A 22,101-nucleotide genomic window follows, 5' to 3' on the forward strand; every position below is an offset into this window, starting at 1 on the left:
TATTAAACGGATAAATTAGATTAGTCTAGATTAATAAGTGGATTTCTTCTTTGTAAATTAAGTTAAAACACCGATAACGTCAATTTAACGATAAACAACTGCAGTATAAAGACATTTAGCGATAATTTGCGGGTATCTATAGTTTGAAAAAGGTAGTTAAAACACCGATAACGACAACTTATCGCCAAATAATTAATGAACATTGACCAAATGCTTAATAGTTTTGTGTTAATATCTAGATTAAGGTCTAGATAGCGCTAATTTATCGATGTAAAATTAGCGATAGAACACCGATAACGCTAATTTAGCGCTAATTTATTATTGACTTTAATGGGAAGTCTCTATATATTGGATGTAAGTAGAATAGACTAAACTAGATTAGTCCAAAGGAGGAAAATCATGACAAAACTTGATTTTTTATTTAAAGAAGATTATTTAATCGCAGGAGTAGATAGTGGGAACATCTCAAATAAAATTACATATATCGATCAAAATGGAAATGTTGTTTCAATAAATATCGCGAGTATAATCGGGGAAAACGCGGAAACTACTGCCGAAGATATGCCAGATGAGAGCTCAGATAAATCTTTTCCCGATGATATGATTCTTCATTTACATATTAAAAGTAAAGCCTTACCAAAGAATCGAACAAATGCTTATTATACAGTAGGGGAATATGCTCAAATTTCAACGAATGACAAAAATAATTTAAGAGAAACCAGCAGTGATGCAAGAGATAAATTAGGGAATGAAATCCATGTTGTAACAACTTTAGCGGGATTAGCCTTAGCTGCTTGGAAATCAGGTAAGACCAATAAGGTAGACGTACCATTGAGTTTTGGGCTTCCAATTGAAGAGGCCAAACAGGCGTCATCGGAAAAAATCAACTTGTATATGGGTGAGCATGAAATTACAGCAATAAAAGGCCCTTATAAAGGAAAAACCATAACCATTAACATTACGGATGTTCAGCTTAATGTGGAAGGCGTAACGAGCTACTTGGCATTGGCCTTTGATTTAGTAGATGGGGAAGTGGTCGAAACCGAATTTTCATCACAAATCAATGACGAGTTTGCCATAGCTGATTTAGGAGCCGGAACATTGGATTTAGCTCTTTATGATGAAAATGGTTTAAATTCAACTAAATCCACAAATCATCTGATAGGTACAAATAAATATATAGATTTAATTATGAAAGAAGCAGCAGAACTAAAGGAGTTTGACAGCATACGGGGCCGTTTTGAAAGGGTGGGTAAAACTCCTAAGATTTCGTTTACACGTGAAGAATTCATGAGGAAGTTCATTAAGCCGGAAATCGATAAAATGATTATAAAACCTAAATATTCTCCTGTTTTTAAAGCGACCTGGCAGTCCAAAACAGCAGATATCACAAAGATTGTTGATAAATATACGAAAGAATATGCCGAAGAAGTGAAAGATAAAGTCATCCGGTATTTTGTTGATACAAACGTTGGGCAAATGATTATTGTCGGGGGAGGGCTTCTCTTCGCCTATCAATACTTAGCGGAACTCAAAGATGAAGATTGTCTATTTCCTCCGAATATAGATCAAGCCAGTTTCTTTACTAGTAAGGCATATCTCTTGAAAAATATTATTGCTGAAATTGAAAAGCAATCAATTGAAGCATGAAAATGAAAGAATGAGAGCAGCATCTTTATTTAGTTGTGATACAAGGTGGTGGTAACGTTGTCCAATAGAAAAATCACTCCAGGTCGGGGAATACAATATACCCCAAAAACCTCGATAAAATGGGCTAATGAATTTAATGAGTTGGCAGACAGCTTTAAAAGCAGAAATGAACTTATTAGCGCGCTTATTGAAGATGGGTTAAAGGTTCGGAATGGATCTTATAAAGAACAAGGTATTTACCTTCCACTAGACACCTTTGCGAATGATCAATTAGCAATTTTGAAAACGGAGGAAGGGCAAAAGATTCTTTATAATATAGTTTCTTTAATTGTCGGGAATCCCGAAGGGGCGGCGCTTGCCCAGCAAATGGTGCAGCCGGTACCTCAGAGAAGTAAGGCAGCTTCCTCACCAATCGTTCCATCTGAAGGGCAAGAGAATCATGAAGAAGATACTAAGGAAGGTAAGGATCAATCAAACGAAGCCCTTTCTAAACTATTGAAGTTGGGGAAGATGACCAATTTAAGGGGATAAAAGGATAATTTTATTGCACTGATATACTTAAGAGGCTAATTCAAAAGATGTTGAATTAGTCTCTTTTTAGAATTAGTGACATTGGCACAGATTCGCACTAAAAAAGGCTAACGATCATGAATCTCTCACAGCCTTTTTGAGGGGTCCTTTTTTGTTCATAAGATAGGACCATAAAACATTTTTATGGTCCTTTTGGTTTCATATAAAATGATTTACTTCACTTCAATAGGTAAAGGGGGGGGCAAAAGGATTTTTAATTGGAATAATAAAGAGGTATTTGTAGGGAAGGCAAAGAACAAATCGAACAGTTTTAAAGTTGGTCAAATTGTGGTATCGGAAATAATCGATATTACATAGTAAGGTGTAGAAATGGAAAGAAAACGTGGATTAGGAAAATTGGATTAAATTTTAGTATTAAAATGTTCCCTTAGGGGAGTTTTTTATCCCAATCCACTATAAAGTTGAATTTAGCACATGGCTTTTCTAGAAAGATCACAATTTGGAATATTTCCTTTCAATTTTCCTGAATTCATCTGAAAGTCCAAATAAGGTGTGTAATACGGCTGTTTGAATATATAGATTCATATAATTATCATTACTCTTCTTTTGAAAGGATAAATCATGTTTTTCATTAATTATTCGAGTTATACATTCATTAATTTCGTTCCACATTTCTTTCGTTTCTTCTTTAGTTTTAGTCTCCATAATCTCCCACTCCTTTTTTTATTAGTTTATCCACTCTATTAAATTCTTATACTTTGGTACACTTATTTTCTGTGTTTTTCAATAAATCCAGTGATTGCTGCTGTCATCGTTGTTGTACTAGTTTTAATTTCTTTATAGATATAGGACAAAATCTCGGACCAAGAAATTTCTTCTTCATAAGGATTATTATCATTGATAAACTTTATAATTTTCTTTAATTCCTTAATTCGCGTTGTATCTATATTTTTCTGTAAATATATTTTTAAATATTGGTTGATTATGATTGGATTCTTGATGCTTGTTTCTAATAACAGGGCAGTTGCTTTAGATGGAGTAACATCTAAGGAATAGGCCAAAGCATTTATTTGTTCATTAGTTGATTCCTTGAAACGAATTGTAGCTCTTTCCGTCGGTACATTATACTTTTCTCTTTGAAGTGACTTTCTTTCAAGTTCTCCAAAATACACCGTATTATTAAAATGGTACGATCTTCTGAAATGTCCGGATAAAATTTCAATTACTTGTTTTGAATGTAAACCGGATTCACAAATAAACTCTCCAACATCTTTAACAGGTGTTGTGGTGATATATGATATTCTATTTATTGTTTCTTTAAGCTTTACTGGAATTGTTGGTTTAATAGTATGTTTTTTATCGGACCTAACTTTTCGTGTTTTTAGCAATATTACGCATCCTCCAAATTCGTATATATTTTAACCAGTGTCCTTCTGTCCCAAAGTTATTTATAAATGTGTATGTACTAGCTTTCATAATATGTATACAAATTTATTAATATGGGGATAACTGAAGTTAAATTCGGAATATTCGGAGGTTAAAGAAATGACTAAAGCCGAAGCCAAGATGATAGCAAAGATCGCCATTAATGAAAGTAAAAAGAATGGACTGCCATCACGTAAAAAAGGCAAAAAGAACCAAATTAAATGACCTTTATTTGTATGAATAATAAAGATGATAACAGAAGCAAGCTAAAGTAAAAAAGCATTCGAAATAACTGAATGCTTTTTTACTTTATTTATTAAACCCTTCTCTCTTGTCAAAACTTAAATATTTAACCTTAAGTTTTACCCACTGTCCTAGTGTCCCAAAGAATAAAGTGGTATAGGTGCTGTGGTTCTCTAAAAAAGATTGCATATCATTTTAAGTAACTAACATAAAAGTAAATTTTCAAGCAGTAATAAAATACAGGGAAAGAAAAATAATTTTTCGAAACATTTAAGTTTCTCCTTTGACCAAAAGATTTTAGAATGAAATTTATTGTCTTAATGGAGGTTTGTATATTTTATTAGCCTTAAATTTCACAATAAAATCCCTTTTATTTACAATTTAAATTAATTCTTACTATAACACAAACACAAATTCTTATAGATTTAGAGATAAGGGGAAATACTTGAAAACGTAAACCAGGAAAATTATTTCGCAGTACGCTTAAATATAATAATGATTAGAAAAACAGTTCACCATTCTTAGTTGTGATCTGTTTTTTATATATATTAGACGCTTCTCTCTTCTCGAAATCGATTGAAAATCAAGCGTTAAGTTTAACCCACTGTCCTACTGTCCCAAAGATAATTATTTAATAAAGTGGGGAAAGAGGGAGGTTTGGTATTGTTGCTCCTAGAAAAGCGTTAATCAATCTTGGTGTGTAAATAAAATAAAAAAAATTCAGGATAGTAAATTTACAAATTTACAATACTGTTTAATTATCTATTTGAATTTTTTTCATGTAAAATTTCTAGAAAAAGATATTTTGGGGGGAGATGACTGTACAACATTAGATGTATTATTTTTTTCTGATTTAATTTTTGTAGAGCGTTGAATTTTATTTTGTACATTCTTCATTGCATCTTCGTAAATATAAGTATCTTTTACTCTGCTGATCGCTTTACATCCTGTGCATGGAATCGTCCAGCTACCATCTCATTTAAGACATCAATATTCTTATATATATTATTCAATTTCTTCTTCATATCAGTAATATTTTTAAACTGATCAACTCTGTCATCCATAACTAAAACAGCATAACGGAAAGCGTCCGAAAAAAATTAATCCCTGGAGTCTTTTCCAGTATCTGATTAAAAATAATCTGCTTCTTCATACCATTCTGCACTCCATTCTTTTAAGAACTGTTTTTTAGCAAAGAGCATAAGGAAACTCGGTGTCACCCTATAGAAAAAGGGGTTTAACAGGCTGTGTCTGTTGAGTTTCTGGTCTTATTGAATTAGTGTCATTTTTTCACCAAGGTATATAGTCCAGATATAGCGAAATATCTCTAAAGATATAGTCGATATTGGATATATCTCTAGAGATATATTTGTATTTTGACTTACCTTTTTAATCTCTATAGTTTTTTGTAAAGTCGAATCTTTAGCTCTTATTAACTTTATTTGAATATCTTCAACTGAAGTTTTCTTATATAAATGCATACTTTTGTTCTTCAACTATATTATTTTGAAAACCTTAAGGAAAAGGTTCCGAACTAATCCGGATCTTTTTTAATTAGTTATTGAATTCTTTTCGATTTCTTTCCACCAATGTTTTAGTTGCTCCTTATTAATACAACTAACTTGCCCATTAGTTAATACAATTGCGTTCCAGTCCAGATTAGACTAGATTGAATTATTATCTGTATTATTGTTATTTGAAGCCATGGGTTTTTCCTTGTAAAGAGGAAAAGTCAGAAAAGAACAAAACCAAGTCTGAATTTCGAATGACAAGAAGGGGACTAGCATTCTTTAAATTAAAATTACTTGTAATTCGGCAATATAGTTGCTTGAGCACTGTTTTAATGCCAAAAACTCCGTAGTTTCAGTCCCATTTTTCTATACTTTACTAGTTTAAAATTAGGAATCTCAGCACTATCGGAAGACCTCTGTAAAGATTTTGTTTATTTTAAAATATACCTCGATAGAATATATATTGTATATGGCATCCCAGAATAGGTAAATACTCACTATATTAATTCAATAAAGTTGTTTAAAAACGCAGTCATATTAAAGGGTTCGATTCTTTAATAAAAATCGCTTTCCTTATAGAAATAGCCTTTCTTTGATCATGCAGCCCAGATTGAAGATTTTTGGAAAAGTGTTCTCCTTGATAGGAAAGCCATTTCACACATAGTCGAACAAGAAACCATTACATATACGGCTATAAACGCCTTTAAACAGTTCAATAGAGGCTATAAACGAGGAAAAGTAAAAACCAATCTGGTTCGTTATTTCACAGGTACTTTTAAGAGACTCATGGATCGGACATATTCGGAGTTTCCTAAGACGTTTTTTGAACCAGTAAAAAAGTAAGGTCGTAGTGTAAAAGTGCTTCTTAGACTTCTTAGACCCCTTAAAATACCTGTGTGCTTTTCTAGCTTTTGGCTAGAACTGTTTCTTTTTCATAGACAACAGGGACTATCTCTAATTCAAGCTGTTGAGCCACGATGTAACGTCTATAGCCATCTGTCAGCAAGTTTGACTCCCGGTTAATGGTAAGGGGTTCATCTAAATAGCCATTCTGTTTCACATAGTTCACTACTTGCTGCGTTTTTCAGGATTAGGGTGCGAGTTTAAAAACGCTTCTGGAACCACGATTTCTTTCAACGCTATAAAATCCTCCGTTCCTTTTGGAGATTTTGGTTTTTCTTGTGGCTTTTCTGCAGCTTGGATTTTTATGGGGTGGGTTGTTCCCTTATTTTCTGGTTTTTCAGGGAGAATGGACACTTGAAAACAGATTAATCCGATTTCCCTGGACAATCCTCTACGGGTACATCCAGTGTTGGTTCGCCTTGAACCATAAGTTTTTGTTGATTGATATAAAAATGATCGGAGAGGCAAGCTCATGGGGCTTGCTATGGCTAAAGGGGACATCATAGGTTGGCTGAATTCAGACGATACTTATATGCCCCATACAGTGGAAAACGGGTATCTGCCCTAAAGCAAAACCCGCAATGGAGAATGGTATATGGACGAGCAAACCATACGGATGAGCACAGTCAGGTGATTCGTCCTTATCCTGTGGAGCCTTTTCGGCTGGAGCGGTTATACGAAACGTGTTTTATTTGCCAGCCGGCTGCGTTTATACGTAAAGAAGTATTTGATAAAGCAGGAGGAATAGATGAGAGTTTCCATTTTTGCATGGATTACGAACTATGGATGAGAATTTCCAAACATTATCTGATTGGTTTTATTGAAGATGTCCTGGCAACTTCCAGCATGCACAAGGATAGCAAAACGATGACGCAATATCATAGTGTCGGGGTGCCGGAAATCATTAGAGCGAGTGTTAAAAATTATGGTTCTGTTGCGGATCACTGGCTGAGCCAATATTTTCTTTATATAGTATTACAGAATTCGAAGAGGTTGTAGCAATACCTGATCCGTACAGAAGAGAGGAGATAAGAGCATACGATAGTCTAGAAGGGATTTGAGGCGGATTTTCTGACGAAGATGACTTCGCTTTTTTTGTCAGGATCGGAACCAACATCACTGCATAGATGGATCGAACGAAGAGCATAAAATAGGGGTTTTAGGAAGTAGTACTCACCAAAGAATACATCGTTTAGTCTTTAAAAAAAGAAGGGGAAGTGTGATGTCACACACTTTCCCTTCTTTTTCAACGTGCCCTTATTTCCTAGAATCGATTGAAGCGTTCTACCGAGCTGACTGTAATTAACCTCTTCATACTTGCCCGACATTAGAAGAGGTGTGAAACCAATCTTGATGATCGACATACCAGTCAATCGTCATTTTGATTCCCTTGTTAAAAGAAGTACAAGGCTGCCAGTTGAACTCGTTTTTCATTTTTGACCAATCAATTCCATACCTTCTGTCATGACCCTTTCGATCGGTTACAAATGCAATTAAATCATGGCTTTTTCCTATATGATTCAATATGATTTTCACCATTTCAATATTGGATTTCTCATTGTTTCCACCAATATTATAGATTTCTCCCGGCTTTCCGTTCATCATGACAGCAAAGATTGCCCTACAGTGATCTTCGACAAACAACCAATCTCTTACGTTCTGCCCATCACCATAGACAGGTATTTCCTTATCGTGAAGGGCATGATAAATCACTTTTGGAAAGAGTTTTTCGGAATTCTGATTCGGACCATAGTTGTTGGAACATCGCGTAATCATTACCGGGATTTTATACGTTTGGTAAAAAGAACGAATAAGTAAATCAGCGCTTGCTTTACTTGCTGAGTAAGGATTATTTGGGGAGAGGGGATGAGTTTCTTTAAATGGATACTCGTTTTTTTTTAATGATCCATATACTTCATCTGTTGAAATTTGCAGCATTTTTTTTGCTTTACCATCAAGGACTTTTTGAAGCAAGTGATAGGTACCTAATACGTTCGTATGAACAAACGATTGTGAGTTTTCGATGCTGCGGTCGACATGTGTTTCTGCTGCGAAGTTGATGATCATGTCGTATGTTTGATCAAACACTTTATCTAATTCATCTTTTTTCGTAATGTCAACTTTGATGAAACGGTAATTTGGATTGTTTTCAAAGTCCTCAGTATTTTCTTTGTTGGATGCGTATGTTAATGCATCGATATTCGTAATACTGACATTCTTATTTTTTAGCAATAACCGAATAAAATGCGAACCGATAAATCCGCACCCTCCGGTAATTAATAGGTTTTCAGTCATTCTTTGCCCTCTCTTTCTTTATATCCTGATAAACGAGAGAATTGGCTTTGAATAACGCTTCATGTGTCCCGGCATCAATCCACCAATGTTGAAGAAAATCATAAGTTAATTTGTTTTTCTCTATATATATGTTATTAACATCCGTGATTTCTAATTCCCCCCGTTTGGAGGGAACAATTTTCTCAATATAGTCAAATACCTTTTCATCATACATATACACACCAATTATACAATAATCAGTTACTGGTGATGATGGTTTTTCGACAATGGAAGTGATAATTTTCTCTCCCTTATTTAAGGTTGCTATTCCGTATCGGTGTGGATCCGGAACTTCTTTAAGCAATACTTTTGCTCCGTCTTTTTGATATTTAAATGATTGAATATAAGGTTTTAACGAATCTTTATAAATATTATCACCTAGTAATACAATAAATCTTTCTTTTTCAACAAAATCTTTTGCCAAATAGACTCCATCTGCAATGCCGTTAGCACTTTGTTGAACTTTATACGTAAGTTTAACACCGTATTCTTCACCAAAACCTAAAATATTGATAAAACTGTCTAGTTCTTTTGGATTTGTAACGATCAAAATATTGGTAATTCCAGCTTCTTTTAACTTTTGAATCGGCCAATATATCATCGGATATGGGCCGACTGGAAGTAAATGTTTATTAATGATTTTTGTAAGTGGCGCAAGCCTTGTACCGTGCCCTCCTGCTAAAATTACTCCTTTCAAATCTTTACACCTCTTTAATGTTATCCAATTTTCGTAACAGTGACAGTCGTTGAATATTTTTGCTGTAAACTATCACTTAGATTCTCTGTACTTACAAAAAAGACCGGTCGGAACCTTGGATCGTATAGGTCTTAATAAAATGGCCAACGAGTGTGATGAACTCGCTGACCGAATATTACTGATATAGTTAAATCCTCGAACAATTGCGTTATTTAAGTACTTTTTTTGAAAAGAAAACCTTTATTCTGTGATTGCACATCCTCTAGCCGCCATGATTCAAATGAATCAAATGCATTGATGATATCGTATTTGTGCCTGAAAAAACGAAGAAATTTATCTAAATTAAAAAACCATGCTGGATAGCTGGCTTCATATATTTGGGGGGGAACAACCTGAAGGGTAATACGGTCTTCAACATCAAAAAATGGAGTTCTATCAAATAGAACGAATTCAAAATTGTATTTCATCACTTGTTCTAAAAATTTGTATGGCTCCTCAAGATATTGAATAACACCTGAAAATAGGATCACATGGGGATTTTCCGTTTGCACGCATTCGTCTATACTATGATAAAATTTCAAGGAATTTTCTTCGAACAACTGTTTTCCACAATCTACAAAATGTTTTTGCTCAACGATACTCCAGCTTAGCTCATCTAAATGCATGAGAGAATTTCGGCACGCATAATATGAAGAACCTAAAGAACCACCGAAATCAAGGATGCGAAGTTTATTATTGTTATAAGAAGCGATATTCAATAAACAGCGAATTAAGGGTTGCGCATATTCGCATTCATTAAACAGTATGGAGTCTCTCTCACATAGTGCTTCTCCCGACTTCACTTTTAATGCTGCTTCTTTTACTTTATTCAAAATTTCCGGTGTATCATAACTTGTTGATATTTTCCGTACTTCCTGCCACGAACTGTAATTTCCAGAAAAACCGTATATTTTATCTGCCATGCCGCTAACCTCCATTAAACAAGGTATGATTTTTTGATACAGACCCCCTCTCATATACTGCTTCTCCTGACTTAACCTTTAATGATACCTCCTTTTAGATTACCCAATACATTAAATCCCCTGATTTCCCATAGTCTTTGCTGACTTATCATTCCTTAAGTATTTTATGTTGAAAATGTTTTGCTGTTCCAATATTCTTGGGACTACTGAAAAAAGGGATATAATCTTAATCTGGCGTGATAAGGTTGTATATTTTAAAATCACAGCAAAATACCATTCTACTTTCATACCATATACATATATAAATATGTGGGGTGATAATATGGCGGAGTTTTCCGATAAAAATATTCTCATCACAGGCGGAATTGGTTTTATTGGCAGCAATCTTGCAATAAGACTTATTGATGAAGGTTCACGGGTTACTTTAATGGATTCTCTAATACCAGGATTGGGGGGGAATTTATTTAATATTGAATCTATAAGCGATAAAGTAAAAATTGAGACTTCTGACATGCGTGATGGGTCCAGTTTATCCAAGATAGTACGTAATAAGGATTATATTTTTAATCTTGCCGGGCAGGTTGGCCATAGATACAGCATGACAAATCCGCTGCTGGATATGGAGATTAATGTAAGGGGACATCTGATGCTCATGGAAGCATGCAGGCAATACAATCCGGATGCAGTAATTTTATATACCAGCACACGCCAATTTTATGGACCACCACAATATCTTCCCGTGGATGAAAGACACCCTCTTAATCCTACGGATATTAATGGAATCAATAAATTGGCGGCAGAACAATACCATTCTCTTTATGCAAAGGCATATGGTTTAAAAACAGTTTCTCTTCGATTGACAAATACCTTTGGTCCCCGGCAGTTTATAAAAAGTGGGCAGCAAGGCGTTATTGGTTGGTTTATCAATCGCGCAATAAACCGTGAGATCATTCAATTATTCGGCAGCGGAGAACAACTTCGCGATTTTAACTACGTAGATGATGTTGTTGAAGCGTTAATTTTAGCGTCACAAACGAAAGCGTGTTATGGAAATGTTTATAATCTTAGCGGTGAAAAGGCCAGTTTAAAAAAGGTAGCACAGATTTTGGCTGGACTTTGCAATGATTTGAAAATGGAGACTGTACCTTTTCCTAAAGAGTACAAGGAAATTGATATTGGCAATTTTTACGCTGAATCTGCCCGATTTCATCAGGATAGCGGGTGGGTTCCCCAAGTGAGTTTGTATGATGGATTAGTACGGACTATAGAGTATTTTAAAAAATATAAAGATTACTATTTGTAGGAGAAGTCAAGGCTTACGAGAAAGCGTGGATGATGTCCTTAAGTGCTGCAAGCGAGGTGAAATCATGAAAATCCAATTTTTTAATTTACAGAAAATAAATTTAGAAATTGAAGATGAGATTAATCAGGCTGTGCAAACCGTTATTCATCGTGGAGAATTTATTTTAGGTCAGGCAGTAAAGAAATTCGAAGAAGAATTAGCATGCTATCTGGTTGGCTATGATCAAGGCTATGTTACAGGATGTAATTCAGGCACAGATGCGTTGATATTATCTTTGCTTGCAGCCGGTATTAGTGCGGGAGATGAGGTCATAACCGTTTCTCATACTGCAATCCCAACTGTTGCCGCAATTTGTGCGATAGGAGCAAAGCCTGTTTTTGTTGATATTGATCCCGAAACTTGGGTAATGGATATTTCTAAAGTAGCATACTCGATTACGACTCAAACCAAGGCAATTGTTCCTGTTCATCTCTATGGAAATATGGTAAATATATACGAACTAAAGAGCTTGTTACGGGATATTAAAAGGGAAGAAATTATAATCGTTGAAGATGTTGCGCAAGCTCACGGATCAAGGTTAAATGGCATTCATGCAGGAACAATCGGCGATTACGGTGCATTCAGTTTTTATCCAACGAAAAACATCGGTGCTCTAGGCGATTCAGGCGCTGTCTTTTGCAGAAGCGAAGACAATGCCAGCCGTTTAAAAATCCTTCGAAATTACGGCCAGAAGGACAGGTATCACCTGCAATTAAATCATGGCATTAATAGTCGCCTTGATGAAATCCAAGCTGAGATATTAAATATCAAATTAACTTATTTAGACAAATGGAATGAGAGAAGATCAAGAATCATGGATATTTATCGTACTGAGTTCGCTGATTTACCGCTATTTTTCCAAAAACGTTGCGTAGGATGCAAGGCTGCCTGGCATTTATGTGTAATAGCACTTCAAGATCGTTTGACCCGTGATAAATTATTCGAATACTTACGTTCAAATGGAATTGGCACCCTGATTCATTATCCGGTACCTGTTCATAAACAAACGACGTTTTCTTCAAATCCAGTTAAACAATTATCCGTAACTGAAGATGTGGCCGATCGAATATTGTCATTACCAATGAATCCGGCATTGACTTATAAAGAACAAGAATATGTGATTAAAACGGTTCGCTTGTTTTTCACTAGCTTAAAAATAAATAAACTTTGAAGGGAAAGAAACTTGGTGCATTATTTTTGTACGCTCTTTAATTCGAACTATTTGACTCGCGGCCTAACCATGTATGATTCGTTACGTCAGACGGAAGAATGTTTCACACTTTTTATATTTTGCTTTGATGATTTGGCTTACGAAATGCTTAGAAGCTTAAATCTTAGTAATATAGTGTTAATTACACTGAATGAATTTGAAACCGATGAATTGAAAAAAGTAAAGAAACTTCGCTTGGAAACAGAATATTACTGGACTTGTACCCCTCACGTGATTCGTCATGTACTGGACAATTACGATGTGAAAGAGGTTACTTATCTTGATGCAGATTTGTATTTTTTTACTAAGCCATCAATTCTGTTAGACGAATTTCATCAAAGCAATTGCTCGGTAATGATCACCGAACATAGATATACTCCCGAATATGATCAAAGGCATAAATTCGGTATATATTGTGTTCAATTTATGACATTCAAATCGGATGATCGTGGCCTTAAAGTTCTGCAATGGTGGGGAGATCGTTGTCTGGAATGGTGTTATAACAGAGTCGAAAACGGAAAATTTGGCGATCAAAAATATCTTGACAAATGGCCGGAGTTATTTACAGGGATCCATGTTTTACAGCATTTAGGCGGCGGTGTTGCTTGCTGGAATGTACAACAGTACGAGGTTACAGATGGTCCTCAAGTCTGTGGAGTGCCGATTGTGTTTTATCATTTTCATCAATTGAGTTGGAACACCGCATATCAGTTTGATTATGGCGTCTATCGGCTTTCGAAAGAGGTCATATCGCTTATCTACGGTCCGTATATACGAGCTTTACGTGAGCAAATAGACACCATTGTTCAGTTGTACGATTAATTCAAAAGCAACTATCCTAAGGATAATTCGAAGTATGACATTACCGGAGCTCTTAAGTAGTCAACACTGATTCTTTCGAATCGTGTGAATTGGCCATTTCGCACGAGTGAGTCAAAAATGGTGAAAATCAACATTGTTCTTTAACAGAGCTTATTCAAAAGAAAATCATAGACAAAGGCTGGGGTGAGAAAATGTCCGGGAGAAAATATGGTTTCTTTGGAAACTATGGATCATGGCGGGAAGCAGTGGAGGATTCCACAGGGTATGACAATCCGGTTATTCTAGAAAAAGTAAAAAATGCAATCCTAAAGGTGAAATCAGGGGAGGCCGTCTACGAGAGGGATTCCGTATTATTTGATAAAATTGAATATTCTTATCCTTTGTTGGCTTACTTGCTATACATTGCATCGGCAAATGGAAATAAACTGAACGTGATGGATTTCGGTGGATCATTGGGATCTTCTTATTTTCAATGTCGAAATTTTATGAATCACTTTAGTCAATTGAAATGGAACATCGTCGAACAAGAACATTTTGTTGACTGTGGCCGCGAACTGTTTCAAGATGATGTTCTGAAGTTTTATGATCGGATCGAGGAGTGCTGCAACATAGAAAGTCCGGATGTGATTCTATTGTCCGGAGTTCTTCAATGCTTGGAAAGCCCATATGAGGTTTTGTCTGAAATGATGGATTATGGATTTAAGTATATGGTTTTTGACCGCATGTTTTTTATTGATCAGCCGGATCGGATTACCGTACAGATTGTCCCCCCCGAAATCTTCGAAGCCAGCTATCCTATCTGGTTTTTTAACTACAATCGGTTCCACAGCTTTATTAATGGCCGATACGAGCTGATAGACGAAACGGATTCATTCGAAAAGATTCAATTGGAGGATGGTGTCCAATCCAAAAATAAAGCAATGCTACTTCGCAAACTTTCATAGTTTTACCTGGCCTAAACAAATTGAAGCACAAGAAAGGTTATAGGAAGAACTTATAGGAAATAAGGGTATACAGTGGGCAGGAAGGGATGGAAAGCGGAGTTTCTAGTAAAGATGCTTCGCTTTTTTCGTTATGATTACCCACAAGAATGGGCCACACGGTATTATAATTATGTATTTTCACATGTTCCTGATAGTGACGGATTCATGCGAAATGCTACTCAATTCACGAAGAAGATTGGTGGAGCTGAATCAAATGTGGCCATTGGTCTTGCAAGATTAGGTCATCATGCTGGTTGGATTAGTAGACTAGGTGATGATGAGTTCGGAAAAGTAATTTTTGCGTTCTTAAAAGGTGAAAATGTTGATGTGAGTAAAGTAGCTTTTGGTCAGGAAGCACCTACGGGTATTTATTTTAAAGAACCACGTAGACAAAATAATATGCGCGTGTATTAATATCCAAAAGGTTCAGCAGCTAGTAGGTTAGCACCTAGTGACCTTGATAACGAATATCTTTCAAAAGCGAAATATTTACATATTACAGGTATCACGCCAGCGTTAAGTGAAAGCTGTAAAGAAACAATCTTTGAAGCTATTAAACTTGCAAAAAGCAATGGAAGAACAATTGTGTTTGATCCAAAACTTCGTACAAAGCTTTGGGACGTGGAAACAGCAAGAGCAACATTACTTGAAGTTGCTGCTGAGTCTGATATCATTTTACCTGGAGTTGCTGAGGGTGAATTTTTATTCGGTGAAAGCGATCCTCACAAACTTGGACAATTATTTTTAAATCATGGATCATCAGTCGTTGTGATGAAAATGGGTGCTGAAGGTGCTTATTATTTTACCGAAAAAGAGAGCGCTTTAATCCTTGGATTTCCTGTTAAACAGGTAGTCGATCCAGTTGGTGCAGGTGACGAATTTGCCGCTGGCTTCCTATTAGGTTTATGGATTGGAATTGAGCAAAGCGGTAGAACGTGCAAATGCAGTTGGAGCGCTTGTCACAATGGTGAATGGTGATGTTGATGGATTACCATGGTTGCACCAATTAAACCTGAAGTTGCCCCGATTATGGCTGAACTAATAGCAATTTCCATTTGTCCCTCTCCCTATTATTATACTCTTTATAATTATAAATTTAATTGCCTAGATACCAATACCTCATCATGAAACTATCCAAAATGTTTGGTGGGGAGTGCTGGTTCATTTTTAAATATTTGATATTTTAGAACATAAACTACCCCTACGTCCTTTCTTCCTTTCTATCCCGGATCAAGCATCACTTTGCCAACCTCAGAATGAATTCATATTGACTTGTACTTCCCTTAATATTGATACCTTTTCAACACTAAGAAGCCCTAGCCAAGGAATGAGCAAAGGTTAAAAGTGGACTATGAACTACACACGCTAATGTAAACAAATAGATCCAGGCTTGGGGGATCACGAAAAAAAGACGCCTAGATACTGCTGCCAAGCGCCATCTTGCGTATTATATAAGTAATTAATATTAACTCTTTTTTATTTATGCGTTCGTTTAAGTACACTTTTACGAACTTTTTTTGATTGTTACTTCTTTAAAATAGACTCTGTTAAACAATGCTTTTGATTCTTCTTCTCACCTATTTAAGGGCTATTCTCCATGCAAGGTTCGGGTAGTATTTTTCAAAAAATCCTGCATGCTCTTAGCGTATAATATCCACGTTTTGTCGGCGAGACCCCTATATAAAGTGGTTTTTTTGAATTTTTTTTGCAAGGTGGTATAAGTTTAACGTCTACACATGACAAACGCTCAGTCATTCAAAGGCTTGTTGAATAACTATAGAAAGAATGTCCTATTAAAGATCTCTGTCCATGCAAATAACAAAATGGGAAACCCATACACTCATGTTTATGGCTTCCTAAACTAAAAAAGAGGTGAATCATTTTGTCTTTTCCAAACATCCCTAATATTACACCAACCATTTCGATTACGACTGCTCAGACTGTACCGCTACTTTTGTCTTCCATTGCTCTTGAAGAATTAGCCCTCGCTCACATCATCAATGCTGAGGCAGAGAAGCTTCAATTTGTTCTAGGAACATTACCAACAGGAACCACACTTTCTCCTGCAGTGGTTTCGTTACCCAATCTTCTTGCTGTTGACTCGAGTGTTCAAAGAACCCTTCGTGACGTCATCAAAAAGGAAATGTTGTTGGAATTCAAGTTTGAAAACGTTCTGGATTTAATCGCAACTCTTCCTCCTCCGCCCACAGTAACGATTACCTTGGAGGCTGATCCAACCACGATATGTATACCTTTTGGAGTGTCGCCATCGCCAGTGCCTATTACCTCGACTCTTACTGGTCAAGTGTTGGTGAATGGAAGTCCCCCTCCAGCAGGTACACAGGTTTTCTTTACAGTAGATAATCCTGCTCTTGGTACCGTAGCTCCTAATCCTGCTCTTACAGATGCATCTGGCAACTTTACTGCGACTTTCACATCTACCGATGGATCTGGGACAGTCATGATTACAGCTTCTGCTTTGGGAGCAAGCAGCAATACCGTTACTATTACTATTGTTAACTGTGTAACTATTACCTTGGAGGCTGATCCAATCACGATATGTACTCCTCCTGCATTGGGTACAGTGCCAGTGGCTAATTTCTCGATTCTTACTGGTCAAGTGTTGGTGAATGGAAGTCCCCCTCCAGCAGGTACACCGGTTTCCTTTACAGTAGATGTTCCTGGCCTTGGTACTGTAGCCCCTAATCCTGCTTTTACAGATGCATCTGGCAACTTTACTGCGACTTTCACATCTACCGACGGACCTGGGACAGTCATGATTACAGCTTCTGCTTTGGGAGCAAGCAGCAATACCGTCACAATTACTATTGTTGACTGCGACTCGTAACTATTATTTTATCTACTGCTGAATATGTAGTGAATGATTCCATAAAAGAATTTAATACTACTACTTTTTCTAGATGGGTATTGGTTGATGATAGAAACAAAAAACGAGCTAATATTAGCTCGTTTTTTATACATACAGGGGAGAAAATGTTGTTCATTTTTATTTATATAGTCAATTGGTTCCTATTTTATCATAAAGGAAAGATGTATATGTTATACATGTGAGGTTTACATAAAAGTGATTTTTTAGGAAGTAGCTAAAAAAGCCAAACCCATGTGTATCAGGTGTTTGGTTCTTAGTCGTTTTTTATCGTTTATTCAGGATTCTATACAACCTTGATGTAGCAAGGGTTTGCTAGATGATCAATAAAAAGCCCTAGATTAACCACTAGAGCTTTTTCTATTTCATCTTTATTTATCTAATTATGAAAGCTGTAGGTTCGTAAAAGTACAATTTTACGAACGCTAGTAAGTAATTAAAGACATAAAAAACTTCTCTTGCTACATTTCTAGAATCTGTAGATCTGTAGTCCTGTAGTCCATGTATCTAATACTCTACAAAAATCCCTTTAGAACAAACTCTGAAGTGATTTTTATGTTCATATAACCTAGATTATTAGAAGTTGAGGGTATTAAACTAATAGCCTCGTCAACTGATGAATATAATAATCGTGAATTTCATTAAAAAGTGGAAAATAATTTTATTTTTTGAAAGGGGATTTTTTATGAGTTCGGAAAAACGAAAAAGATTATGTCAGGAATTTGCACGAATCTTAAGTGGAGAGGGAATGATTACTCCAGAAGGAGTATGCTTGGTACAAAAGTTTCGTAATATTAGATTTACTATACTTGACCGTAGAACGCAATCTCCACTAGTCAATCCGCAATTTTTCACGTTTGAAAATGTTGATAGTAGGGGGAATGCGTAAATTTAGGGGAAACAGTTCTTTTACAAGAAGAAGTTAATCCGTTATTAACTGAACTTCGAAAAAGGGACATTTTAGTTACATCTATATAATCACTGGTTATTTGAAGAACCTCGGGCAATGTATATGCACTTTGAATCGGTTGAACCACTACTGGATTTTGCTAAAAAAGTAAGAGATGCATTTAAAGTATTAAAAGTGTAGTCAGACTTCAGAGAAAAGCTTTACATCAGGGAGATTTTCAATCCCTCTGATGTAAAGCTTTTTGTATATCAAGTATCTTATTTATTCCCTAGAGCAGGTTGATCTTTAATACTATGTCTATGCCCATCATCTTCCGTTGTGTAAAAATCGTAATAATGAACGTGCATTCCATTTCCAACAGGAATGGCTGGTCCCGAATATGCCTTATAATAATGGGTATGTCCATCCTCGAATAGCACATATCCTTCTGTATAATGAATATGTTCTCCCTCGTGTGATGGAATGGGCGGGGATGTTACATCTAGACATTGATGGACATGGCCGTCCTATACGGATGTATAATCAACAGATCCATGATTATGATGTGGTACAAACCCAGATACAAAATCATTTTTTCTACCTTTTTCAATCTATTCACCCCTTGTACATAAATAAACATAATTTCTTTAAACTATATGCTTGGAACAATAAGGAGATTCGTAACAACAAATTTACACAGGATATTATAAATAACAATTAAAAAACTTCATAAAATTATTATTCTACGAAGTTTTTTAATTGTTACTTCTTTAAAGTAGACTCTGTTAAACAATGCTGTTGATTTTTCTTCTTCAACTTGTAGCTCTGAAATAAAGTTTGATTGAAAATACCTCGCAAACCCATATTTTACGTTAAATAAAAAGAATCCATTTTGAAAAAAGATTGATCAAAATGAAAGCTAGAAGAGAGGACTATTGGATTGATAATATCGTTCCTACTAATATCGTAGGTGTTCCATAAATGAAATAAAAGAGCTCTTTCAACAAAGATGGAGGGGAAATCGGTGTTCCACCAGGTAAGGTTCCCAGAACACTGTAGTCCGTCACTCTCCCTTACTTTTCTGGAGTTTTTAATTTTTCCTTACTATAAAATGCGAAGGAAGTAAAAAGGTGTGGACAAACATAATTACTATGTAGGTAAACTGTTAGGAAGATTAAAATAATCTCGATTACCTGTTTCTAAAAGATCGTAAAAGTATATTTTTACGAATGTGTTACGTGAGATTGAAGAAGAATTAAAAAAAGTTGAAAGCATGAATGTAGCAGACACAAAAGTGTCTGCTACAAGTGTATAATAATTAAGGATGACTTGAAATGTCATGTTCTGGTAATAGAATATGCACAATTAAAAAATTCGGTTACTAAACTAAATGAATAACCTATCCAACATGTGTTTTAAGTTGCAATACAACAAAAACCTATGCATCCTGCAGGATCACAGCGATGGCCATTTAGCACAAATCACCAAACAGAAGTTTTGACATTATCAAAAAGTAGCCCATATAGCCTCCATAACATGCCAGATTCGTCATTAATCTCCCTTCTTGCCGACCAGGTATTACGTGAAGCAAGGCATTTACATGATTAAGGCATTGGAAAAACGATTGAATGCTAAGAAAATGTGAACAGTAAAAAAATTACGACCTATATGTATGGAAAAAGTGATAGTTAGGAGTGGTTGGAGGGGATTTAACCTTTAACTTAAAGGCATGGAACATTCCATGCCTTTATTTGTCTGGATCCTTTTTGATTTGTCCAAAATGAATTCGAATTAGGATACTTCTTCAGCTTTTGTAGATTTTCACTTTACAAGCGCCTGGTGGGCAACCTACATAGGATAGAGAAGATCCTATCACCTCATTTTTAATCAAAGAATCTTTGTTTGTTAATATTTAATTCCAGAATCCAAAGCAACATCTTTGTCGATTTCCAAACAGACAATTCCGGTTCCGGCAACATCGACGACGGTTCTGGCTAGTGCACCGGCGGCTAGTGCACCGACGACTAGTGCGACGGCGACGGTTCTGGCTAGTGCACCGACGACTAGTGCGACGACGACGGTTCTGGCTAGTGCACCGACGACTAGTGCGACGACGACGGTTCTGGCTAGTGCACCGACGACTAGTGCGACGACGACGGTTCTGGCTAGTGCACCGACGACTAGTACGACGACGACGGTTCTGGCTAGTGCACCGGCGGCTAGTGCGACGACGATTAACACATGTATTGCGCCTATTTGTATTTCTTCTTCTAGAACGGCAGTTTGATCGTGGACCCTGGAACATGAAGTCACTTAAACCCATTGAATTAGCCCTGTTTACCGCTCTTTGTATATCATTTGACATACTCATTACCTCCATTTCATAGTAAATGAAACAAAACATATTAATGCGTTTCTTTTCCCTCTATAAACTATGTGGTTTGTACGAGAGTGGTACTAGACAAACGCCTCACTGACAAAAATATCCTTGACAGCCCTTTTGGCATAGAGTATAGGGAAAAGAAAGGGGAAGGATGCCTGTGGATCATGCTAAGAAACTACCTGAATATAAGTTTTTTATTCATCCTTTGGATTTTTCTGAGCTACGCAGGGATATTTGGTGTGATGATCCAATTACTGCAACGCTAAACGTAAACAAAAAAAGGTATGACATCGATCTAGCTTACCGTGGCTCTCATATTCGTGGTTTTCGTAAAAAGTCGTATCATATAGCTTTTCACAAACCAAATATTTTTCGAAACGCAAAAGAATGGCATTTAAACGCAGAATATAAGGATCCATCATTCATAAGAAATAAATTATCCTTAGATTTTTTTAAGGAAATTGGATGTTTATCCCCGAAATCCCGGTTTGTTTTCTTAATGATAAATGGGAAAAATGAGGGCCTTTATCTAGAATTAGAATCCGTCGATGAGTATTTTTTAGAGAATCAAAAACTGCCAAAAGGAGCTATATTTTATGCTGTGGATGGTGACGCTAACTTCTCGTTAATGAGTGAACTTGATCAAGATATAAAGAAATCGCTTGAGTTTGGATATGAGAGAAAATGTGGGACAGCTCAGGATGAGAATGCCTTACAGGAATTAATCATAAAAATCAATACGATCCCAAGAGTAGACTTTGAAAAGGAGATTGTAAATTATATAAACGTTGAAAAGTATATTTGCTGGCTCGCAGGTGTTATTTTCACGCAAAATTACGATGGATTCGTTCATAACTATGCGTTATATCGGAATGGAGAAACGGGACTTTTTGAAGTCATTCCCTGGGATTATGACGCTACATGGGGAAGGGATATAAATGGAGAAGTCATGGACGAAGACTATGTGAGAATTGAGGGATTTAATACGTTAACGGCACGGATTCTTGATGTGAAAACATTTCGAAACCAATACAAAAAAAGATTAGAAGATATCTTAAGTAACCAGTTTACTTTAGAATTTATGAAACCTAAAATCCAGGAAACTTTTGAGCTCATAAGGCCCTATGTTCTAAAAGACCCCTATGTAAAGGAACAGATCCATCTATTTGATAAAGAACCAGATTTTATATGCCAATATATTGAAGCGAGGGCAAAGTATATAAGCAGCCAATTATATACATTAGATTAATTGTACAATAGGGGATACCCCACCACAGAGTGAAATAAGAAAAAACAAGCCGAGATTACAGTGCGGATTATGGAGTCAGA

At 36.0% G+C, this 22,101-nt stretch carries 16 protein-coding genes and 4 pseudogenes; 11 read left to right on the forward strand and 9 right to left on the reverse strand.

Features of this window, described 5'->3' with window-relative positions; translation table 11 throughout:
- The first annotated feature begins 399 nt into the window (after nt 1-399).
- Together QUF86_RS27675 and QUF86_RS27680 are read left to right on the forward strand one after the other, a co-directional pair.
- Nucleotides 400-1,650, forward strand: coding sequence for a ParM/StbA family protein (locus tag QUF86_RS27675; RefSeq protein ID WP_289318956.1), 1,251 nt, complete (start codon nt 400-402; stop codon nt 1,648-1,650).
- Nucleotides 1,651-1,707: 57 nt separating this feature from the next.
- A complete protein-coding gene (locus tag QUF86_RS27680; protein WP_289318957.1) occupies nt 1,708-2,181 on the forward strand; it encodes a hypothetical protein in 474 nt (157 codons plus the stop codon).
- Nucleotides 2,182-2,673: 492 nt separating this feature from the next.
- On the opposite strand, the gene QUF86_RS27685 is transcribed toward QUF86_RS27680, so the two are convergent.
- From QUF86_RS27685 to QUF86_RS27700, 4 genes are all read right to left on the reverse strand, one after another.
- Nucleotides 2,674-2,886 (reverse strand): hypothetical protein, encoded by a 213-nt coding sequence (locus tag QUF86_RS27685; protein WP_289318958.1) that lies wholly within the window; start codon nt 2,884-2,886, stop codon nt 2,674-2,676.
- A gap of 62 nt (nt 2,887-2,948) precedes the next feature.
- Nucleotides 2,949-3,569: a hypothetical protein gene (locus QUF86_RS27690; RefSeq protein WP_289336417.1), complete on the reverse strand. Its 621-nt coding sequence runs from the start codon at nt 3,567-3,569 to the stop codon at nt 2,949-2,951.
- A 2,695-nt stretch (nt 3,570-6,264) separates the two neighbouring features.
- Nucleotides 6,265-6,420: a ParB N-terminal domain-containing protein gene (locus QUF86_RS27695; RefSeq protein WP_289336418.1), complete on the reverse strand. Its 156-nt coding sequence runs from the start codon at nt 6,418-6,420 to the stop codon at nt 6,265-6,267.
- Between the two features lie 8 nt (nt 6,421-6,428).
- The gene (locus QUF86_RS27700; RefSeq protein ID WP_289336419.1) at nt 6,429-6,650 is read right to left on the reverse strand and encodes a hypothetical protein; all 222 of its coding nucleotides are present in this window, start codon (nt 6,648-6,650) and stop codon (nt 6,429-6,431) included.
- A gap of 120 nt (nt 6,651-6,770) precedes the next feature.
- On the opposite strand from QUF86_RS27700, the gene QUF86_RS27705 reads away from it, so the two are divergent.
- Nucleotides 6,771-7,262 (forward strand): glycosyltransferase family protein, encoded by a 492-nt coding sequence (locus tag QUF86_RS27705; protein WP_289336420.1) that lies wholly within the window; start codon nt 6,771-6,773, stop codon nt 7,260-7,262.
- 312 nt (nt 7,263-7,574) lie between these two features.
- Here QUF86_RS27705 and rfbB read toward each other — a convergent pair whose 3' ends face one another.
- The 3 genes from rfbB to QUF86_RS27720 all read right to left on the reverse strand — a co-directional run bounded on the left by rfbB (nt 7,575) and on the right by QUF86_RS27720 (nt 10,256).
- Nucleotides 7,575-8,558, reverse strand: a complete 984-nt coding sequence (rfbB, locus tag QUF86_RS27710) for a dTDP-glucose 4,6-dehydratase (RefSeq protein ID WP_289336421.1) — start codon at nt 8,556-8,558, stop codon at nt 7,575-7,577.
- On the reverse strand, nt 8,551-9,294 hold the full coding sequence (locus tag QUF86_RS27715) for a sugar phosphate nucleotidyltransferase (RefSeq protein WP_289318967.1): 744 nt from the start codon (nt 9,292-9,294) through the stop codon (nt 8,551-8,553). The genes rfbB and QUF86_RS27715 overlap by 8 nt, the downstream gene beginning before the upstream one ends.
- A 212-nt stretch (nt 9,295-9,506) precedes the next feature.
- Nucleotides 9,507-10,256, reverse strand: coding sequence for a TIGR04325 family methyltransferase (locus QUF86_RS27720; protein ID WP_289336422.1), 750 nt, complete (start codon nt 10,254-10,256; stop codon nt 9,507-9,509).
- A gap of 322 nt (nt 10,257-10,578) precedes the next feature.
- Between QUF86_RS27720 and QUF86_RS27725 the strand changes: the two genes are divergently transcribed.
- The 7 genes and pseudogenes from QUF86_RS27725 (at nt 10,579) to QUF86_RS27755 (ending at nt 18,590) form a co-directional block, all read left to right on the forward strand.
- Nucleotides 10,579-11,559, forward strand: coding sequence for an NAD-dependent epimerase/dehydratase family protein (locus QUF86_RS27725; protein ID WP_289336423.1), 981 nt, complete (start codon nt 10,579-10,581; stop codon nt 11,557-11,559).
- A 64-nt stretch (nt 11,560-11,623) separates the two neighbouring features.
- Complete coding sequence (locus QUF86_RS27730; protein ID WP_289336424.1) at nt 11,624-12,769, forward strand: DegT/DnrJ/EryC1/StrS family aminotransferase; 1,146 nt, start codon at nt 11,624-11,626, stop codon at nt 12,767-12,769.
- A gap of 69 nt (nt 12,770-12,838) precedes the next feature.
- Complete coding sequence (locus tag QUF86_RS27735; RefSeq protein WP_289336425.1) at nt 12,839-13,630, forward strand: hypothetical protein; 792 nt, start codon at nt 12,839-12,841, stop codon at nt 13,628-13,630.
- Between the two features lie 191 nt (nt 13,631-13,821).
- Nucleotides 13,822-14,574, forward strand: coding sequence for a TIGR04325 family methyltransferase (locus QUF86_RS27740; protein WP_289336426.1), 753 nt, complete (start codon nt 13,822-13,824; stop codon nt 14,572-14,574).
- Between the two features lie 204 nt (nt 14,575-14,778).
- Nucleotides 14,779-15,655: pseudogene (locus tag QUF86_RS27745) on the forward strand (sugar kinase).
- An 840-nt stretch (nt 15,656-16,495) separates the two neighbouring features.
- Nucleotides 16,496-16,804, forward strand: a pseudogene (locus QUF86_RS29020) (alpha-helical endospore appendage domain-containing protein); the annotation flags it as partial.
- Nucleotides 16,805-18,185: 1,381 nt separating this feature from the next.
- Nucleotides 18,186-18,590, forward strand: a pseudogene (locus tag QUF86_RS27755) (DUF1259 domain-containing protein).
- Nucleotides 18,591-18,667: 77 nt separating this feature from the next.
- On the opposite strand, the pseudogene QUF86_RS27760 reads toward QUF86_RS27755, so the two are convergent.
- Both QUF86_RS27760 and QUF86_RS27765 read right to left on the reverse strand, forming a co-directional pair.
- Nucleotides 18,668-19,000 (reverse strand): annotated as a pseudogene (locus QUF86_RS27760) (YmaF family protein).
- Between the two features lie 1,294 nt (nt 19,001-20,294).
- The gene (locus QUF86_RS27765) at nt 20,295-20,630 is read right to left on the reverse strand and encodes a hypothetical protein (RefSeq protein WP_289336427.1); all 336 of its coding nucleotides are present in this window, start codon (nt 20,628-20,630) and stop codon (nt 20,295-20,297) included.
- Nucleotides 20,631-20,929: 299 nt separating this feature from the next.
- On the opposite strand from QUF86_RS27765, the gene QUF86_RS27770 reads away from it, so the two are divergent.
- Entirely contained in the window at nt 20,930-22,021 is a 1,092-nt protein-coding gene (locus QUF86_RS27770) for a CotH kinase family protein (protein ID WP_483313966.1), read from the forward strand.
- Nucleotides 22,022-22,101: the final 80 nt, after the last annotated feature.

It is taken from the genome of Peribacillus sp. NJ11 (genome assembly GCF_030348405.1).
In the GTDB taxonomy this organism is placed as follows: domain Bacteria; phylum Bacillota; class Bacilli; order Bacillales; family DSM-1321; genus Peribacillus.

Coding starts and splice junctions, on each gene's coding strand:
- QUF86_RS27675 (WP_289318956.1), top strand. CDS start 400: ATGACAAAACTTGATTTTTTATTTAAAGAAGATTATTTAATCGCAGGA.
- QUF86_RS27720 (WP_289336422.1), bottom strand. CDS start 10,256: ATGGCAGATAAAATATACGGTTTTTCTGGAAATTACAGTTCGTGGCAG.
- QUF86_RS27730 (WP_289336424.1), top strand. CDS start 11,624: ATGAAAATCCAATTTTTTAATTTACAGAAAATAAATTTAGAAATTGAA.
- QUF86_RS27685 (WP_289318958.1), bottom strand. CDS start 2,886: ATGGAGACTAAAACTAAAGAAGAAACGAAAGAAATGTGGAACGAAATT.
- QUF86_RS27725 (WP_289336423.1), top strand. CDS start 10,579: ATGGCGGAGTTTTCCGATAAAAATATTCTCATCACAGGCGGAATTGGT.
- QUF86_RS27735 (WP_289336425.1), top strand. CDS start 12,839: ATGTATGATTCGTTACGTCAGACGGAAGAATGTTTCACACTTTTTATA.
- rfbB (WP_289336421.1), bottom strand. CDS start 8,558: ATGACTGAAAACCTATTAATTACCGGAGGGTGCGGATTTATCGGTTCG.
- QUF86_RS27740 (WP_289336426.1), top strand. CDS start 13,822: ATGTCCGGGAGAAAATATGGTTTCTTTGGAAACTATGGATCATGGCGG.